The organism is Kitasatospora sp. NPDC056800, assembly GCF_042789775.1.
GTDB lineage: Bacteria > Actinomycetota > Actinomycetes > Streptomycetales > Streptomycetaceae > Kitasatospora.
Map to the genome: position 1 here is coordinate 17,617 of NZ_JBHUAL010000085.1, position 17,627 is coordinate 35,243.

A 17,627-nucleotide genomic window follows, 5' to 3' on the forward strand; every position below is an offset into this window, starting at 1 on the left:
GGGCCGGGTGGGAGCCGCCGCTACGGGGCGCCGTCAGCAGCTGCGCAGCTCCGGGCTCTGGTTGCGGATCTGGTTGTGCAGCGAGGTGAACTCGCGGTACGCCGCGCCGTCCTCGGTGCCGGGGCGGAAGGCGCCGACCCGGTGGCAGTTGACGAAGGCGAGCTTCACCCCGAAGTGGTTCTCCAGGCTGCCGCGGATCGCGTTGCTGGCGAGGGCGCGCAGCAGCTGGGCGCGCTGCTCGTCGCTGGGCGTGGTGTTGTCGGTGGTGAACTCCGCTTCGCCGGCCGCGAGTTCGGTGCTGAGCCCGGCGACGACCTGGTAGGCGTACGGGAGCGAGGCGCGCACGGTGTCGAGGAACTCGGCCTCGTCGACGCGGCCCTGCTGGGCCTGGGCGAGGAGGGCGGGGGAGACGTCGAGCGACATGGGTGTCCTCTTTCGGGGGGTGCGTCGGGGTTTCGGGAACGGGTCGGGCTTCGACCCGTGGCGGGCAGGGGTCACCCGCAACGGTTATCGAAGATGAAAACCATTACGGGGAAGACTCTCCCGGTCACCCTGACGCCCTGTCAAGCACCTCCCCCCGAAGGGCTGACGGCGGGCGGCATCGGCACCCGGCTGACCTTGATGACGAACACCGCGATCGCCACCGCCAGCGCGGCGAACACCAGGCCCAGCTGGAAGGCGGTGGCGATCCCGTGCACCAGCACCTGCGAGGAGTAGGGCTCCGGGAGCCGGCCGGTGGCCCGGAACTGGGCGGCCTGTTGCGGGGTGGCCTGCCGGAGGAAGGCCCCGGCCTGCTGCCGGGCCTCGGCGCGGCTGGCCGTGCCGTACACCGTGACCAGGATCGACAGGCCGAGCGAGCCGCCGACCTGCTGGGTGGTGTTGAGCATGCCGGTGGCGGCGCCGGTCTCGTGCGGGGCGACGTGGGAGACGACGGTGAGGGTGGCGGGGACGAAGATCGAGCCCATGCCGAAGCCGAACATCATGGTCGGTCCGAGGATGCCGCCGATGTAGCTGCTGTCGATGTCGATCTGCGTCGCCCAGGCGACCCCGCCCAGCACCAGGAGCGAGCCGGCGACGAGGAAGGGCTTGGGGCCGAAGCGCAGCTGGTTGCGGGCGGCGAACTGGGCGGCGCCGACGATGGCCACGCTGATCGGCAGGAACGCGAAGCCGGCCCGCAGCGGGCTGAAGCCGAGGATCTCCTGGACGAACAGGGTGATGAAGAAGAAGATGCTGAACATCGTCGCGGCCACGCAGAGCAGCAGTCCGTACGCGCCCGAGCGGTTGCGGTCCCGTAGGAGGCGCAGGGGCATGATCGGCTGGCGTGCGCGCCGCTCGTTCGCCACGAACGCCGCGACCAGGACCACGGCGAGGCCGAAGGCGGTGAGCGTCACCGGGTCCGTCCAGCCGTGGTCGGAGGCGCGGATGAAGCCGTAGACCAGGGAGACCATGCCCGCGGTGGCGGTGAGGGCGCCGGGCAGGTCGAAGCGGCCGGGGTGGCGCTCGGACTCGTTGATGTAGAGCGGCGCCAGCAGGGCGATCGCGATGCCGATCGGCACATTGACGAAGAGCACCCAGCGCCAGGACAGCCAGGAGGTGAGCATGCCGCCGAGCAGCAGGCCGATCGCGCCACCGGCCCCGGCGACGGCGGAGTAGACCCCGAAGGCCCGGTTGCGTTCCTGGCCCTCCTTGAAGTTGGTGGCGATCAGCGCCAGCGCCGTCGGCGAGGCGATGGCCCCGCCCACGCCCTGCAGGGCCCGCGCCGCCAGCAGCCAGGCGGAGGACTGCGCGACGCCGCCGAGCAGCGAGGCCAGGCTGAACACCAGCACGCCGACGACGAACACCCGCCGCCGCCCGAGGATGTCGCCCGCCCGTCCGCCGAGCAGCAGCAGCCCGCCGAAGGTCAGGGTGTAGGCGTTGATGACCCAGGACAGGTCGGTGGTGCTGAACTTCAGCGCCTGCTGGATGTGCGGCAGCGCGATGTTCACGATCGTGATGTCCAGGACGACCATCAGCTGTGTCGCCGCGATGACGGTGAGTGCAATCCCCGGGTGCTGGCCCCGACGTGCGGTCGCGGGCGAAGCCTCGGCCAGGGCGCGCGAGGTGGCCATGGCGGTCCCCCAAAGGGTTCGGGGGTGAACGACGGGAAGGGGACGGATTCGTTCACCACTACCGACGGTATCCCCGGGGCATAGGGAACACAATCGTTCATTACGGACAGGCACCTGCTTCCCGGTCGCTCCGTGCACCGGCGCGAGGCCGGGCCGCGGTGGAGGCCGGGGTGGGGCGGAGGCCGGGGTGGAGCGGCGCGGGGGTCAGGGCGTGTCGTGGGGCCATCCGTCCTCCGTGCGCCGGGTGGCGGCGACGGCGTAGCCGGTGAGCAGGGCGGCCAGGATGTCGGTGAGGCGGGGCTCGACGTCGACGACGGAGTGGGAGAGCTCGGGGTCGGTCTCGTAGAAGGCGCGCAGGCGGGTGCCGGGGGCGGCCATCTGCCACAGGGCGCCGGCCATCGAGGTGGCGGTGGTGACGACGCTGCGGGCGTGGTCGGCGCCGAGCGGGGCGATGGAGCCGAGGGTCGCGCCGACCGCGTCCACCTCGGCGATGGCGCGGACCTTGAACGCGCGGACCGTGTCGAGGGAGACGTTGCGCTCCAGGTTCAACGGGGTGTGCGCGAGCAGGTCGCAGAAGAGCGGGCGGGCCACCAGCGACTGCGCCAGGACGCCCGCGATCGAGTGGGCTCCGTGGGCCCATTCGGGGTCCGCGGCGGTCTCGCACGGGGTGAGGGCGGCGAGGCGGTCGCGGACCTCGGCCGACCAGTCCTGCCAGGCCTCGGCGGCGAGCCGCAGGAAGATGTCCTCCCGCGTCTCGAAGTAGCGCAGCATCGCGGACTTGTGCATGCCGACCTCGTCGGCGATGGCGGTCACGGTCACCTCGCGGACGCCGTTGGCGGTGGCCAGGCGTGCGGCGGCGGCGAGGATCGCGTCCTCGCGGGCGCGCTTGGCCTCGGGGGTGCGGGCGCGCTGGAAGTCGGAGTCGGTCACGCCGTCGAGTCTAGCGAAACGTGGTTGCGCTAATAACGATCCGGCGTTGCGTTATTAGCGCAACGGTGTTTCACTAAATCCATGAGCACTCACACCGACACCCGCACCTGGTTCATCACCGGCTCCTCGCGCGGCTTCGGCCGCTCCCTGGCCTCGGCCGCCCTGGCGGCCGGTGACCGGGTCGTCGCCACCGCCCGCAAGCCCGAGCAGCTCGACGACCTGGTCGCCCGCTACGGCGACCGCGTCCTGCCCGTCGCCCTGGACGTCACCGACCCGGCCGCGGTCCAGGCCGCCTTCGCCGCCGCCCGTACGGCCTTCGGCTCCGTCGACGTCGTGGTCAACAACGCCGGGTACGCCAACCTCGCCCCGGTCGAGACCGCCGACGAGGAGGACTTCCGCCGCCAGTTCGACACCAACTTCTGGGGCGTCTACCACGTCTCCAAGGCCGCGATCCCGCTGCTGAAGGAACAGGGTGGCGGCATCGTGATCCAGTTCTCCTCCGTCGGCGGGCGCGTTGGCGCCACCCCGGGGCTCGGCTCCTACCAGGCGGCGAAGTTCGCCGTGGACGGCTTCACCCGCGTCCTGGCGGCCGAGACCGCGCCGCTGGGCATCCGCTACCTCGTCGTCGAGCCCGGCGGGTTCGCCACCGACTGGGCCGGGGCCTCGATGGAGGTCGACGACGTACCCGCCGACTACCGCGCCACCGTCGGCGCCCTCGCCGACCTCCTGCGCGGCGGCGGGGCGGCCGTGGGCGACCCCGACCGCGCGGCGCAGATCCTCGTCCGGATCGTCCACGCCGACCGGCTGCCCACCCACCTGCTCCTGGGCGCCGGCGCCGCGGACATGGCGCTGGACTACTCCCGCGGCCAGCTCGCCGAGGCCACCGTCTGGCAGGCCGTCTCCGCGTCCGCCGACACCGGCGCCGCCTACCCCGTCGACCTGCCGGCCAACGGCTGAGACGCCCGCCGCGAAGTCCCGAAGTCCCAAGGTCCCGAAGGGAGAACCCGGACATGCGACCGTTCCACGGCAAGGCCGCACTGGTCACCGGCGCCGGCTCGGGCATGGGCCGCGCCACCGCGCTCCTGCTGGCGCGGCGCGGCGCCGCCGTCACCGTCGTCGGCCGCCGCGAGCACCGGCTCGCCGAGGTGGTCGCCGAGATCACCGCCGCGGGCGGGCGGGCCCTCGCCGTCCCCGGTGACGTCAGCCGCCCCGAGGACAACGAGCGGGCGGTCGCCCGCACGGTAGAGGCGTTCGGCGCGCTGCACTACGCCGTCAACAACGCCGGGGTCTCCGGCGACTTCACCCCGCTGCCCGACATGACCCCCGAGCAGTGGCGGCGCACCGTCGACATCGACCTCAACAGCCTCTTCTACGGCATCAAGTACGAGATCCCGGCGATCCTCGCCTCGGGCGGCGGCGCGATCGTCAACGTCTCCAGCGTGTTCGCCGACCGCGGCGGCCCCACCGCCGAGTACTCCAGCGCCAAGCACGGCATCCGCGGCCTGACCCGCACCGCCGCGATCCAGTTCGGCGGCCAGGGGGTGCGCGTCAACGAACTCCAACCCGGCGTCATCGACACCGAGATGACCCGGGCCAACCCCGAGGGCACCAGGCGGGTCGCCGGGACCGGCATCCCCATGGGCCGGGTCGGCACCGGGCGCGAGATCGCCACCGCCATTGCGTTCCTGCTGTCGGACGACGCCGCCTACGTCAACGGCAGCCACCTCGCCGTCGACGGCGGATTCCTCGCCTGACGGGACGAGGCCCGCCGCGCCCCGGCCTGCCTGCTTCAGGGGGTGCTGGGGCGGGTCTCGGTCCAGTCGACCATCAGCCGTCGTTCGGCGAAGAACCACTCCCCGTCGCGCTTGACGAACCGGTCCAGGTAGCGGATCGAGGCGATCATGATCGACCGCTCGGCGTCCGTGCCGTAGGAGACGTGGTGGGCCAGGCAGTAGCTCTCGCCGCTCGCCCGGTCGCCGTCCAGGACCACGGTGCTCTGCCCGTTGAAGTGGGTGGTGGCCCGGTAGGTGTTCAGGTTGTCGAAGACCGGGGCCAGGGCGTCGCGGCCGCGCAGTTCCTGGGTCGGCTCGGCCGCGGTGGCGTCCATGAAGACCAGGAAGCGGGTGTCCTCGGTGAACAGGGCCATCTGCCCCTCGGCGTCACGGCGGTCGGCGCAGTGCGCGTAGGCGTCGACGAGCTCCCGGATGGCCAGCCGGTCCGCGGCCTCCTGGGGCGGGATCGGATCGTGGGGCGACACGGTGACTCCCTCCGGACGGGTGCGACACCTGAATCAGAGCACCGGAGGCCGGGCTCCTCAACCGCGCCCCGTCCGCCACGAGGACACCGACCAGGAGACGTGGTCGACGGCGCGGTCGCCGCCGGTACCCCCGCCGACTACGCTCTGGTGCTGCGCCGGCTCACCGGGCGGCCCTACGACAACCGCTTCGTCTCCGTCGTGACCGTCAGGGACCGCAAGGTGGCGCACTGGCGCGACTACCTCGACCCCACCGCCGTGTTCGACGCCCAGGGCTGGCCGCACAGCGGCCGCGCGTAGGAGCCACCGGACCCGCCTCGCCGCCGGGAACCCCACCACCCTCGACCGGGTGGCGTCTCAGGCATTCGGGCTACTGCCCGACAACCTCCGGGGCATCCGAGGAACACCTGACCCCTACATTCGCGGAGAGGAAGGCTGAGGAACATGACCACCGCAATCGTGGGCGTGGGCAACATCGGCGGCGCTGTCGCCCGGCACCTGGTCGCCGGAGGAGAGCACATCGTCCTGACGGGGAAGAGCGCGTCGCGGGCCCAGGAGCTGGCGGACGAGCTCGGACCGCTCGCGCACACCGCCACCGTCCGGGACGCCGTCGCCGAGGCCGACACCGTCGTGTTCGCCGTCTGGCTCGACACCATCAAGGAGCTGATCCCGCAGGTTTCGCCGCAGCTCGTGGGCAAGGTCGTGGTCGACCCGTCGAACCCGATCGCCTTCGACGACCAGGGCCGGATGGTGCGGTCCCTGCCCGACGGGCAGTCGGCCGGGTCCGTCGTCGCCGCGCTCCTGCCCGGGGGCGCCCACTACGTCAAGGCGTTCGGCACCCTCGCCGCCGAGGCGCTCGCCGCGAGCGCGAACCGCACCCCGCAGCGGGCCGCGCTGCTCTACGCCACCGACGACGAGCACGCCGCGGCGGCCGTCGAGCGGCTGATCCGCACGGCCGGATTCGACCCGGTGAAGGCCGGCGGCCTGGCCGACGCCGGACGCATCGAAGCCCCCGGCGGGGACCTGCACCAGTCCGGCCTCGACGGCGAGGTGGTCGGCGCCGACCAGGCCCGAGCGGCGATCACGGCGGACCATTGAACGGCCGACCGTTGAACGACCGGCCGTGACAGCCCGTCCGACTGCGCGCGACCACGCCGGACGTGACGTACTCCCGGCCCTCCCGGGCGGGCCGGGTCAGCCGAGGTCGAAGGTGTTCGGCAGGCCGAGGCGGTAGCGGGCCTCGTCGACCAGTTTGAGGGGCTCCAGCTCAGGGGGGCGGAAGAGCAGCTGGATCCGGCAGCGTTCGGCGGGCGAACCGTCGGCGTCCAGGAGGGCGTTGACGGCGCGGCGCGCGGACTCGTTGGCGCCCTCCATGGTGGCCAGGTCGACGTCGGTGCGGACGTAGTCGCCGGCCAGGAAGAAGTTGCCGACGGCGGTGGCGGCGGAGGGCCGGTGGTAGAGCGTGCCGGCGGGGTGGACCAGGAGTTGCTCGCGGTTGGCCGGGGCCGGCCCGCCCAGGCCGGTGACGGCCGGGTCGAGGAACCACGAGTGCACGTCCGCGTCCGCCGGCCAACCGGCGCCCGGCCGGTCGAGGGCCCGCCGGCACTGCGCCCAGACCTCGCGGGCCACCTCCTCGCGGGTGCACTCCTTGGCCGTCCTGCCGTAGAGGATGCCGGGACGGTCCCACTCCGAGACGCAGACCGAGAGGCAGTCGCGCACCGTGCCGTCGCCGTAGGCGGCCGCGAAGTCGCGGTCCCAGAACTGCGCCTGGTTGACCGTGGTGAGCGACCAGGGGGAGTCCAGGCAGATGGCGTGGCCGTGCACCAGCCGCAGCGGGCGGCGCAGGTAGAACTGGATGCCCGTCATCCAGTCGGTGCCGATCGCGTCGCAGCGCGCCAGTTGGGGATCGGCGGCGCGCAGGCGCGGACCCCAGGTGGTGCGGGCGTGCTCGACCGGCAGCGCGCTGAGGTAGTAGTCGGCCCGCACCGTCTCCGGGGCGCCGCCGCCGGCCGGCGCCACCAGGACCCCGGTGATCCGGCCCTCGCCGTACAGGACCTCCCGGACCTCGGTGCCGGTCCGGAACTCGACGCCCAGTGCGGAGAGGTGGGCCGCCCACGGGTCGATCCAGGCCTCACTGGTGGGGCCGTTGAGCACCCGGTCGAGCTGTCCGTCGACGCCGCGCCCGAGCAGGCCGTTCAGCAGGAAGGCCTCGATGATGGTGCGGGCCACCGTACGGGTGCTGGCCTGCTCGGCCCGGGTCGCCACCAGGTCCCGGGACACGCCGACCCCGAGGAGGCGCTGGTAGTCGTGGGACATCCGCCCGGCCCTGATGAAGTCCCACCACGGCACCCGTTCCCACTGCTGCTCGCGGCGCACGTCGCAGCTGGTCAGGTGGACCAGGACCCGGTCCACGAAGTAGGCCAGCTCGTCGGCGGGCAGGTGCAGCACCTCGTCCAGCGCGCCGGTCAGGGTCCGCCGCAGGGCGTCCGGGGCGAGGTCGCCCAGGTCGAGCGGGCGGCGGGTGAGGGTCCGGAACGGGAGCAGCAGGCCCGGGCGCGGGGCGTCGAAGGCCAGCAGCGCCTGGGTGGCGTCGCGCAGGTTGTCGTGGACGCCGCCGGGGTTGCCCGGGTAGGGGATGCGGCGCAGGGTGTCCGGCAGGTTGCGGTAGAAGCCGGGGAAGAACCGGAAGCCGTGCTCGCCCGGCAGCGCTCGGCGTCCACCGCTCGCGCCGCCCGGCAGGTCCATGCTCCGGGCCTTGCCGCCGAGCGCGGCGTAGTACTCGTACACCGTCACCCGGTAGCCGCGCTCGGCCAGTTCGTGCGCCGCGCTCAGCCCGGACACCCCGCCGCCGAGGACCGCCACGGTCCGCCCGGAGCCGGAGCCGCCGCGGGCGGCGGTGCCCGCGCCACGCGGGAGCGCGGCGGCGCCCGCAGCGGGACCGACCGCCAGCGCCCCGCCCAGCGCGGCGGCGCGGGTGAGGAACTGGCGTCGGGTCCGCCCGCTCACCGCGTCCTCGTGCGAACCGTCCTGTGAACCCTCGGCCAACCCCATGCTGCGCGCACCTCCGGCTCCTTGGTCACCCCGAGCGGTTGGGATGACCCCCCGGTGTGCAACGAGCGGGACGGGTGCCGGTCACCCGTCCCGGGCCAGGGTGGTGGAGGGGTGTTCGACGGGGTGGGCCCGTCCTACGCCTCGTCGTTCTCGAAGCGTGGGAGCGGCGTGCCGCGCCGGGCCATCTCGGCCTCGAAGAGGCGCTGGAACTCCCGCGCGGACTCGTCGAGGACGATCGGCTCGTCATCGTCCTCGTCGGGGACGATGCCCTGCGCTCGCAGCTTCTGGTCCATCACCAGGATCGGATCCTCGGGGTCGTGGTCGGAGGGGCGGGGGCCCTCGGGTCCGTCCGGGCCGAAGCGGACGGCGCGTTCCACCCGGATGATCCGCAGGAGCCGGTCCTCGACGGTGAGTTCGAAGCCCTGCTCGGCTTCGAGCCGGTCCGCCGCCTCGGCGTAGCGGGCCCGTTGCCGGTCGCTCAGCCGGCGTTCGACCGGCTCGGTCACGCGCAGCCGCATCGACAGGATGTCCCGGGCGCGGAAGGGGGTGGGGGCGTCCATGACGCCGACCGGACGCCACCGGCCGTCGACCCGTTCCGCGACGCCGAAGGCGGCCGGCAGCAGCACCACACCCGGGTGGGTGGTGCTGGAACGCAGTGCGTCCCGGCGGACCTCGGGCGGGAAGTCGCGTGCGGTGGGCACCAGTTGGATGAGGTCGGTCTTGAGGATGCCGGTGGAGAGCCCGGTCGGCAGGGCGGGGTCCATGACGAAGCCGGCGGCCGGGTCCAGGGCTTCGGCGAGCGGGCGCTTGCGGTGGTCGTCGGGGTCGGTGGAGCGCGGCGGCTCCGGGCCGTCCGGACCGCTGCGGATGTACCGTTCGGCCCGCACCACGCGGTAGCGGACGTCCAGTTCGACCTCGTCGAGCTTCTCCCACTCCAGCCGCCCGGCCGCGGCCAGGTAGCGCTGCTGCGCCGCGGTGTCGCCGGCCCGCTCCGCCCGGCCGGCCTGCTCGCGGCAGACCATGCCCAGGTCGTCGCGGGCCGACTGCGGGTAGACCTCGGCCATCGAGGTGCGCAGGGCCCAGCCGCCCGTGGGCAGTTCACGGGCGACGCCGAAGGCCCTGCTCCCGGCCGACAGGATCTGCGGATAGCTGTCGCGGGCCGTCCACGCCTCGACGTCCGCCATCCCCGCCACCGGCTCGGTGGGGGCGGCCATCCTGATGGAGAGGTAACCGGGGACATCGTCAGGGAAGTTCACCATGCGCACATGATGCAACCGGTCGGCCACCGAGCGCAGTCAAACGGCCCCTCCTGTCACTCCGAAGGGGCGGGTCACCGCTGTGCCGCTCCGGGTGGCGCGCTACTCGGGTACGAGCACCGCGACGCCCGTCACCCGGTCCGCGGCGAGGTCGGCGAGCGCCGCGTCCGCCCGGCGCAGGGGGTAGCGGCTGACGTGGACCACCGGGCGGGCGCGGGCCGCCTCCGCCAGGAAGGCCAGGCCGTCGGCCCGGGTGTTGGCGGTGACGCTGCGCAGTGTGCGCTCCTGGAAGAGGTGCCGCTGGTAGTCCAGCGACGGGATGTCGGTGAGGTGGATGCCGGCCACGGCGAGCGTGCCGCCGCGGTCCAGCGCGGTGAGGGCGGCGGGTACGAGGCCGCCGACCGGGGCGAAGAGGACGGCCGCGTCCAGCGGTTGCGGGGGCGGATCGTAGGAGTCGCCGGCGAAGGCGGCGCCGAGTTCCAGTGCGAGCCGTCGGGCCGCCTCGGAGCGGGTGAACACGGCCACCCGGGCACCCCGGGCGAGGGCGATCTGGGCGGTCAGGTGCGCGGACGCGCCGAAGCCGTAGATGCCGAGCAGCCCGCCCGTCGGCAGTTCGGCCCGTTCCAGGGCCCGGTAGCCGATGATCCCGGCGCACAGCAGCGGGGCGAGTTCCTCGGCGGGCGGGCCCTCGGGCAGCCGGTAGGCGTAGCGGGCGTCCGCGGTGACGTGCCAGGCGTAGCCGCCGTGCCGGTCCCAGCCGGTGTAGCGGGAGTCGGGGCAGAGGTTCTCGCGCCCGCTGCGGCAGTACCCGCAGCGGCCGCAGGTCCGGGCCAGCCAGGCCACCCCGGCCCGGTCCCCGACGGTGAACTCCTCGACCTCGGACCCGGCCGCCAGCACGTGTCCGACCACCTCGTGCCCGGGTGTGCGCCTGGCCGTCCTGGGGGAGAGGTCCCCCTCCGCGAGGTGGAGGTCGGTGCGGCACACCCCGCAGGCCTCCACCTCGACCAGGATCTCCCGCGGCCCGGGCGGGTCGAGCGGCCGGTGCTCCCACACCAGCGGGCCCGGTCCCGGCCCGCCGACCGGCCCGGGGCGGTCCACCACCCAGGCTCCGGTCTCCGTCGGTAGGGGGTCCCTCGTGGTCATCGCGGCCTCCTGCCGGTCCGCCGGGCACGCGGACCGCCCGGCGTCACGCTCCGTATGTACCCACGGTGTCCCACGCCCCGCCCCGCCAGGCCGCGCACGGCGTGGCCGGTCAGCCCCAGTACCCCGTGTGGACGGCGGAGGCCTCGTCGAACAGGTGCGGGCCGGAGGCCTCCACGGTGTTGCCGCCGGCCGCGAAGACCAGGCGGCAGGGCAGGTCGAGCACCGGTTCGTCCGGGTCCGCTCCCGCGATGGCGTTCAGTTCGGTGGCGGCGAGCGCGTAGACCACCCGCCGGATGCCGCTCCAGTAGATCGCGCCGGCGCACATCGCGCATGGCTCGGTGCTGGTGTACAGGACGGTCTCGGTGAGCTGGTGCGGGGCGAGGGCGCGGCAGGCCGCCCGGACCAGGTTGGTCTCCGCGTGGGCGGTGACGTCGTGGTCGGTCAGCACGGTGTTCTCGGCCGTGAGCAGGACGCCGCCGGACGCGTCGGTCAGCAGTGCGCCGAAGGGGTGGTTGCCGTGGGCGCGGGCGGAGGCCGCGAGTTCGATGGCCGCGAGCAGGTGGGTGCGGGTGTGGTCGGGCATCGGCGTACTCCTCGGGCGTGGAGCGGGCGGGGTGGGAGCGGCTGGGGCGGGGCGGGCGGGAGGCCGACGAGTCGGCCCGGCCGTCCGCCCACCTCCATGGCACCACCGAACCCGGTCCCCGGCAGGGGCCGGACAGCCGACCGGCCCGGCCCGCTCCGAGGAACGGAACGGACCGGGCCGGGCACGGCAGCATCAGGACCGGACGGCCGCCCCCGCCCAGGAGCGGTTGCCGAGGAGGGTCTTGACGTCCGAGGCGAGCCCGTTGTCCGGGTTCACCCGGAACCCGAGCTCGTAGAGGGTGTCCTTGTCCCAGTTGGTGGTGCGCAGCCGGACCGGGACGTCGCCGGGGTGGTTCTGGAGGGCGAGCTTGAGCTCGGCGACCACCTGGGGGTTGATCCGGGCGGCCGGGACGGTGATCTGGACGGGCGGCTTGGTGCCGAGCTCGGCGGAGGAGACGTCGAGGGTGGTGATCTCCTGGCCGAAGACGCTCAGTGACCCGTCGCGCTCGTTGAGCCGGCCGCGGATCGAGATCACGTTGTCCTCGATCATCTGCTCGGCCATGAGGTTGTAGGTCGCCGGGAAGAACAGCACCTCGACCGAGCCGTCGCGGTCGGCGAGGGTGATGATCGCCCACGCGTTGCCGGCCTTGTTGATCCGCCGGTCGACGCCGGTGATCAGCCCGGAGAGCCGGACCTCGCCCTCGGAGCGGCCGGAGTCGAGGAGCTGGGCGATCGAGCTGTCGCGGTTCTGGGAGAGGATGTGCTCGGCGCCGTCCAGCGGGTGGCTGGAGACGTAGAGGCCGAGCATCTCGCGTTCCAGGGCCAGGAGTTGGCGCCGGGGCCACTCGTTCTCGGTGAGCTGGAAGTCGAGTCCGATGCCGGGCCCGCCGCCGTCGCCGGCGTCGAGGGCGCCGAACAGGTCGTCCTGTCCGATGGCCTGCTGCTTCTTCAGCCCGGTGACGGCGTCGATCGCGTTCTCGTGCACGCTGCTGAGCGAGAGCCGGGTGTGCCCGAGCGAGTCGAAGGCGCCCGCCTTGACCAGGGAGTCGACGGTGCGCTTGTTGCACACCACCAGTTCGACCTTGTCCAGGAAGTCGGCGAAGGAGGTGTACTTGCCCTTCTCCTCGCGGGTGCCGACCAGGGACTCGATGACGGGCACGCCGACGTTGCGCACCGCCTTGAGGCCGAACCGGACGTCGCTGCCGACGGCGGTGAAGTCGACCACCGACTCGTTGACGTCGGGGGAGAGGATCTTGATGCCCATCTGCCGGCACTCGGCCAGGTAGATCGCCATCTTGTCCTTGTCGTCGGCGACGGAGGTGAGCAGGGCGGCCATGTACTCGGCGGGGTAGTTGGCCTTGAGGTAGGCGGTCTGGTAGGAGACCAGCCCGTACGCGGCGGAGTGCGATTTGTTGAACGCGTAGCCGGCGAACGGGACCAGGACGTCCCAGACCGCCTGGATGGCCTCGTCGGAGTAGCCGCGCTCCTTGCAGCCGGCGTGGAAGGGGACGAACTCCTTCTCCAGGACCTCCTTCTTCTTCTTGCCCATCGCGCGGCGGAGCAGGTCTGCCTGTCCGAGCGAGTAGCCGGCCAGCACCTGGGCGGCTCGCTGCACCTGCTCCTGGTAGACGATCAGGCCGTAGGTGGGGCCGAGGACGTCCTTGAGCGGTTCCTCCAGCTCGGGGTGGATCGGGATGATCTCCTGCTGGGCGTTCTTGCGCAGGGCGTAGTTGGTGTGCGAGTTCATGCCCATCGGGCCGGGCCGGTACAGCGCGGAGACGGCGGAGATGTCGGCGAACTCGGTGGGCTTCATCAGCTTGAGCAGGGCGCGCATGGGGCCGCCGTCGAGCTGGAACACGCCGAGGGTGTCGCCTCGGGCCAGCAGCTGGTACGTGGTGGGGTCGTCGATCGGGATCTTCTCGATGTCGACGTCGACGCCCCGGTTGGCCTTCACGATCTTGATGCAGTGGTCGATGATGCCCAGGTTCCGCAGACCCAGGAAGTCCATCTTGATCAGGCCCATGGCTTCGCACGACGGGTAGTCGAAGCCGGTGATGATCACGCCGTCCTTGTCCCGCATGTGCAGCGGGATCAGTTCGAGCAGCGGGGTGGAGGAGAGGATGACGGCGGCGGCGTGCACGCCGGTGCCGCGGATCAGGCCCTCGATGCCCCGCCCGGTGTCGATGATCTTCTTGACGTCGGGCTCGTTGTCGTAGAGCGCCCGGATCTCGGTGCCCTCGTTGTACCGCGGGTGCTTGTCGTTGAACAGGTCGGCCAGCGGCACGCCCTTGCCCATGACGTCCGGCGGCATCGCCTTGGTGATCCGGTCGCCCATGGCGAAGGGGTAGCCCAGGATGCGGTTGGCGTCCTTGACGGCGGCCTTGGCCTTGATCGTGCCGAAGGTGTTGACCTGGGCGGTGTAGGCGGAGCCGTACTTGTCGGTGACGTAGCGGACCATCTGGTCGCGCTGGCGGTCGTCGAAGTCGATGTCGACGTCCGGGGGGTTGATGCGCTCGGGGTTGAGGAACCGCTCGAACAGCAGGTCGTGCTCCAGCGGGTCCAGCTGGGTGATGCCGGTCAGGTAGGCGACCATCGAGCCGGCCGCCGAACCGCGGCCCGGGCCGACCGGGATGCCGTTGTCCCGGCCGTACTGGCAGATGTCGGCGACCACGAGGAAGTAGGCGTCGAACCCCATCGGGGTGATCACGCCCATCTCCAGCTCGACCCGGTCCAGCACCTCCTGGCTGGGGTTGTCGCCGTAGCGGTGCTGGAGGCCGGCGGCGATCTTCTGGCGCAGGAAGGAGGCCTGGGTCTCGCCCTCGGGGACGTCGAACTGCGGCATCCGGTCGACGTAGGTGAAGACCTCCTCGTACGACTCCACCCGCTCGGCGATCGCCAGGGTGTTGTCGCAGGCCTCCGGCAGCTCGCGGAAGAGCTCGCGCATCTCCTCGGCGGTCTTGACGTAGTAGCCGCTGCCGTTGAACTTGAAGCGGTTCGGGTCGTCCTTGTTCTTGCCCACGCCGACGCAGAGCAGGCTGTCGTGGGCGTCGGCCTGGTCGGCGGTGACGTAGTGCGAGTCGTTGGTGGCCAGCAGCGGGATGTTCAGCTGCTTGGCCAGGCGCAGCAGGTCCTCGCGGACGTCCTGCTCGATGGAGAGCCCGTGGTCCATCAGCTCCAGGAAGTAGTTCTCCTTGCCGAAGATGTCCTGGTAGGCGCCGGCCGCCTTGACGGCCTCCTCGTACTGGCCGAGGCGCAGCCGGGTCTGGACCTCGCCGGAGGGGCAGCCGGTGGTGGCGATGATGCCGGTCGCGTTGGCGGCGATCAGCTCGCGGTCCATGCGGGGCTTCATGTAGTAGCCCTCCATCGACGCGAGCGAGGAGAGCTTGAAGAGGTTCCGCAGGCCGGTGGCGTTCTGCGCCCACATGGTCATGTGGGTGTAGCGGCCGCCGCCGGAGACGTCCTTGCCGCCCTCGCCGTCGGAGCCGGTGGGGCGCTGGCCGCCGGGGGACCAGAACACCTGCTTCTTCAGGAAGCGCGAGGCCGGCGCGACGTACGCCTCGATGCCGATGATCGGCTTCACCCCGGTCTTGGCGGCCGCGTGGAAGAACTCGTACGCGCCGAACATGTTGCCGTGGTCGCTCATCGCGATGGCGGGCATGCCCTGTCTCTCCGCCTCGGCGAACAGCTTGCCGTTCTTGGCGGCGCCGTCCAGCATCGAGTACTCGGTGTGGACGTGCAGGTGCGCGAAGCTGTCGGACACGGCGCTGTGCTCCTGGGACGGGACGCGGACGGGGAAGCGGTCCACCCTATCCGGTCCGCGACGCCGACGCGCAGCCCCGCGGGCCCGCCGCCGCGATCTTGACGGGGCCCTGTCGCTTCCTTGACGGGATCATGGCCAGTGCGGCCGACCCCGCTCCGGTCAGCCGGCCGTGCGGCCGACGGGCAGCGGCGGCATGGTCCGCAGGGCTTGGGCGACCTGGGTCAGCCAGCGGGTCTCGGCCTCGATGCCGGCGCTGGGCGGCAGGGACGGCTCGGCCTGCGGCGGGTCGGCGGCCTCGGCGGGGTCGGCGGGCGTGTCCGCCCGCGCGCGGGCGCGGACCAGGGCGGCGGCGATCCGGGCGGCCTCGGCCCGCGCGGCGGCGTCGGTGGCCCGGGCACCGCCGCCCCGCGGCTGCTCCGGCCCCGCCGGGAGCGTCTCGCCGGTGCGGTAGCGGCGGAGGATCAGCAGCCCGTCCCGGATCTCGATGACCCGGCGGTAGAGCGCGAGCTCGGCGTCGGCGAAGGGCAGCGGGCCGGCGGCGAGGGCGATCTGCGGGAAGACCGCGTGCAGCGCCCGCCACAGCGGGCCGAGCGACCGGTAGCTGCGGTACGCGGCCCGCCAGCGCCGGGCGGCGCGGCCGGCGCGCGCCCACAGCAGGGTGGTCGCACCGGCCAGCAGCAGCACCGCGCACAGCCGCCCGAGCGCCAGCGAGACGGGGTCCTCGGCGGACTGCTGGCGGCCCGAGCGCAGCGCGCCGAGGACGTCGTCCACCCCCCACGCCGTCCAGAGCAGCCCGACGGCGGCGGTGAGCGTGATCAGGACGAGGGCCGTGCGCAGGGCCGCGGTGTCGGCCTGGCGCGTCCAGGACAGCGTCTGGCGCAGCAGCGTGACCAGGCAGCCGACCACGTAGCCGACGCTGACCAGGTCGTAGCCGGCCAGCGCTACCGGGCCGGCGCTGCCGGTGGCCACCAACTGGCCGTCGACCTCCGTGATCCGGGCGAGCAGGAACAGGACGGTCGCCACGAGGACCGCGAGGGCGACGCCGGCCTGGCGGCGGCGCAGGGCCCGGGCGTCGGCGGCGGGGCGGCGCAGCGAGACGGCGGCCAGGGCGAGGAAGCCGGCGGAGCCCATCTTGAGGTGGTCGGTGAGCATCCAGGACAGGCCCGCCAGGCCCGTCCCGTGGTCGATGTCCGCCCCCGTCCGGCCGGCCATCAGCGCCAGGGAGGCGCCGAAGCACCAGGCGAAGCAGCAGGTGTAGCGCAGGGCCGGCGTGGTGCCGCGGTGCCGGCCGGCGAAGAACCGGTATGTGCTCAGCCCGAGCAGGAAGACCGCGGCGCAGGCGAGGACGGGGTCAGTCATGCGGGCCCGTCGGGCGGCGCCGGCCCAGCAGCGGGGAGAGCCGCTGCGCCCACTCGGCGTCGCGGGACTGGGCGCCGGCCGCCCGGCCGCCGGGCAGCAGGGCGCGTTTGAGGATCAGCGAGGCGAGCAACTCGGCCTCCCGCTCCTGGGGTTCGAGGTAGACGGTGCGGCCCAGGACCTTCCCGACCAGGGTCGGGGACAGGTGCGGCAGCAGGCCGCGGGTGAGCCCGGGGTCGGGCGAGGGGCCGTCGGCGTGGCCCAGCAGGAGGTGGGCGTACTCGTGCACCAGGATGTGCTGGCGGTGCACCTCGCTGGTGTCCTCGGCGTACACGATGTAGTCGGCCTGGCCGGTCGTCACCAGCAGCCCGCAGGGCGCCCCGGGCCGTGCGGGCACGGCGATCAGGTCGATCGGACGGCCGCGGGCGCGGGCGAGGCGGGCGACGAGCTCGGCGGCGTCGAACGGGTCGGGCAGGTCCAGTGATTCGCTGATCGCGCGACATCGCCGCATCAGTCCGCCGTGGCGTCGGATCCATCGCAACGCGCGCCTCCCCAGTCCGCCGGGGCCGACGTGGCCGGTCAGCCGTTGCGGGTGTCCCCTCGGCGGCACCACGTCGTGCTCACGGGGAGGGCTTCCCCCTGGCAGCCTCCCGGCGAGCGATAGTCTCGATCACATCGGAGACGGTGTCCAGGGCTTCGGGCGAGAGTTCCACCGCCCGCAGCGCCATGTTCCGTACGCCGGCGTCCCGCAGCGCCTCCAGCAGGGCGAGTTCGGCGACGATCTCCTCGGAGCGGTCGTCGAAGAAGTAGGCGGGGGAGACGTGGAAGAACCCGGCCAGCGCCTCCAGATGGCGCTTGGTCGGGTTGTCGCGCTTGCCGGTGCGCAGCTGCCACAGGTAGGTGGCCGAGAAGGTCTCGCCGGTGGCCTCGCGACAGGCGCGCGCCACGTCCTCGTTGCTGTACTGCTCCCGGTTGGGGCGCCGGACCGTGCGAAACAGTGTCTCGATCTTCTCGGCGAGCGTGCTCGCCCCGGGTTCCGCCATCTCCGCCTCCTGCGCCGCCACTGCCGGTCCCGGCGGCACTGGAACGCGGGGCCGGCCACCGGGTAACCATCGTAGCTTCGGGCGTCGCCCCGGCGTCGGGCGGTGCCGTCCCCGGGGGACGAACGCGGGTCCGGCCCTCGGGGG

At 72.9% G+C, this 17,627-nt stretch carries 16 protein-coding genes; 4 read left to right on the forward strand and 12 right to left on the reverse strand.

Going from position 1 to position 17,627, the window contains the following annotated elements; all coding sequences use genetic code 11:
• Positions 1-33: 33 nt before the first annotated feature.
• The 3 genes from ACFRQN_RS19870 to ACFRQN_RS19880 form a co-directional block, all read right to left on the reverse strand.
• Positions 34-423, reverse strand: a complete 390-nt coding sequence (locus ACFRQN_RS19870; protein WP_074003160.1) for an SCO5389 family protein — start codon at positions 421-423, stop codon at positions 34-36.
• A 140-nt stretch (positions 424-563) separates the two neighbouring features.
• On the reverse strand, positions 564-2,108 hold the full coding sequence (locus ACFRQN_RS19875; protein ID WP_074003159.1) for an MFS transporter: 1,545 nt from the start codon (positions 2,106-2,108) through the stop codon (positions 564-566).
• A gap of 204 nt (positions 2,109-2,312) precedes the next feature.
• Positions 2,313-3,038, reverse strand: coding sequence for a TetR/AcrR family transcriptional regulator (locus ACFRQN_RS19880; protein WP_074003158.1), 726 nt, complete (start codon positions 3,036-3,038; stop codon positions 2,313-2,315).
• 81 nt (positions 3,039-3,119) lie between these two features.
• On the opposite strand from ACFRQN_RS19880, the gene ACFRQN_RS19885 reads away from it, so the two are divergent.
• Positions 3,120-3,995, forward strand: a complete 876-nt coding sequence (locus ACFRQN_RS19885; protein WP_074003157.1) for an SDR family NAD(P)-dependent oxidoreductase — start codon at positions 3,120-3,122, stop codon at positions 3,993-3,995.
• Between the two features lie 53 nt (positions 3,996-4,048).
• Positions 4,049-4,792: an SDR family NAD(P)-dependent oxidoreductase gene (locus ACFRQN_RS19890; protein WP_074003156.1), complete on the forward strand. Its 744-nt coding sequence runs from the start codon at positions 4,049-4,051 to the stop codon at positions 4,790-4,792.
• A gap of 35 nt (positions 4,793-4,827) precedes the next feature.
• On the opposite strand, the gene ACFRQN_RS19895 is transcribed toward ACFRQN_RS19890, so the two are convergent.
• Positions 4,828-5,295 carry a nuclear transport factor 2 family protein gene (locus ACFRQN_RS19895; RefSeq protein WP_074003155.1) on the reverse strand — a complete coding sequence of 156 codons (468 nt, stop codon included), beginning with the start codon at positions 5,293-5,295 and terminating at the stop codon, positions 4,828-4,830.
• Between the two features lie 99 nt (positions 5,296-5,394).
• Between ACFRQN_RS19895 and ACFRQN_RS19900 the strand changes: the two genes are divergently transcribed.
• Positions 5,395-5,592 carry a nuclear transport factor 2 family protein gene (locus ACFRQN_RS19900; RefSeq protein WP_074003154.1) on the forward strand — a complete coding sequence of 66 codons (198 nt, stop codon included), beginning with the start codon at positions 5,395-5,397 and terminating at the stop codon, positions 5,590-5,592.
• 135 nt (positions 5,593-5,727) lie between these two features.
• Entirely contained in the window at positions 5,728-6,390 is a 663-nt protein-coding gene (locus ACFRQN_RS19905) for an NADPH-dependent F420 reductase (RefSeq protein WP_380741401.1), read from the forward strand.
• Between the two features lie 96 nt (positions 6,391-6,486).
• On the opposite strand, the gene ACFRQN_RS19910 is transcribed toward ACFRQN_RS19905, so the two are convergent.
• The 8 genes from ACFRQN_RS19910 to ACFRQN_RS19945 all read right to left on the reverse strand — a co-directional run bounded on the left by ACFRQN_RS19910 (position 6,487) and on the right by ACFRQN_RS19945 (position 17,483).
• Complete coding sequence (locus ACFRQN_RS19910) at positions 6,487-8,343, reverse strand: FAD-dependent oxidoreductase (protein ID WP_380741396.1); 1,857 nt, start codon at positions 8,341-8,343, stop codon at positions 6,487-6,489.
• A 134-nt stretch (positions 8,344-8,477) separates the two neighbouring features.
• Complete coding sequence (locus tag ACFRQN_RS19915; RefSeq protein WP_074003150.1) at positions 8,478-9,602, reverse strand: DUF5954 family protein; 1,125 nt, start codon at positions 9,600-9,602, stop codon at positions 8,478-8,480.
• A 99-nt stretch (positions 9,603-9,701) separates the two neighbouring features.
• On the reverse strand, positions 9,702-10,742 hold the full coding sequence (locus ACFRQN_RS19920) for a zinc-binding alcohol dehydrogenase family protein (RefSeq protein ID WP_380741397.1): 1,041 nt from the start codon (positions 10,740-10,742) through the stop codon (positions 9,702-9,704).
• Positions 10,743-10,851: 109 nt separating this feature from the next.
• Positions 10,852-11,325, reverse strand: coding sequence for a nucleoside deaminase (locus ACFRQN_RS19925; RefSeq protein WP_049650233.1), 474 nt, complete (start codon positions 11,323-11,325; stop codon positions 10,852-10,854).
• 192 nt (positions 11,326-11,517) lie between these two features.
• Positions 11,518-15,084 carry a DNA polymerase III subunit alpha gene (dnaE, locus tag ACFRQN_RS19930; RefSeq protein ID WP_380741398.1) on the reverse strand — a complete coding sequence of 1,189 codons (3,567 nt, stop codon included), beginning with the start codon at positions 15,082-15,084 and terminating at the stop codon, positions 11,518-11,520.
• 159 nt (positions 15,085-15,243) lie between these two features.
• Positions 15,244-16,443: an MAB_1171c family putative transporter gene (locus ACFRQN_RS19935; RefSeq protein ID WP_380741399.1), complete on the reverse strand. Its 1,200-nt coding sequence runs from the start codon at positions 16,441-16,443 to the stop codon at positions 15,244-15,246.
• Complete coding sequence (locus ACFRQN_RS19940) at positions 16,436-16,981, reverse strand: ParH-like protein (protein ID WP_380741400.1); 546 nt, start codon at positions 16,979-16,981, stop codon at positions 16,436-16,438. Before ACFRQN_RS19940 ends, ACFRQN_RS19935 begins: the two co-directional genes overlap by 8 nt.
• A gap of 79 nt (positions 16,982-17,060) precedes the next feature.
• Entirely contained in the window at positions 17,061-17,483 is a 423-nt protein-coding gene (locus ACFRQN_RS19945; protein ID WP_049659008.1) for a hypothetical protein, read from the reverse strand.
• Positions 17,484-17,627 lie beyond the last annotated feature (144 nt).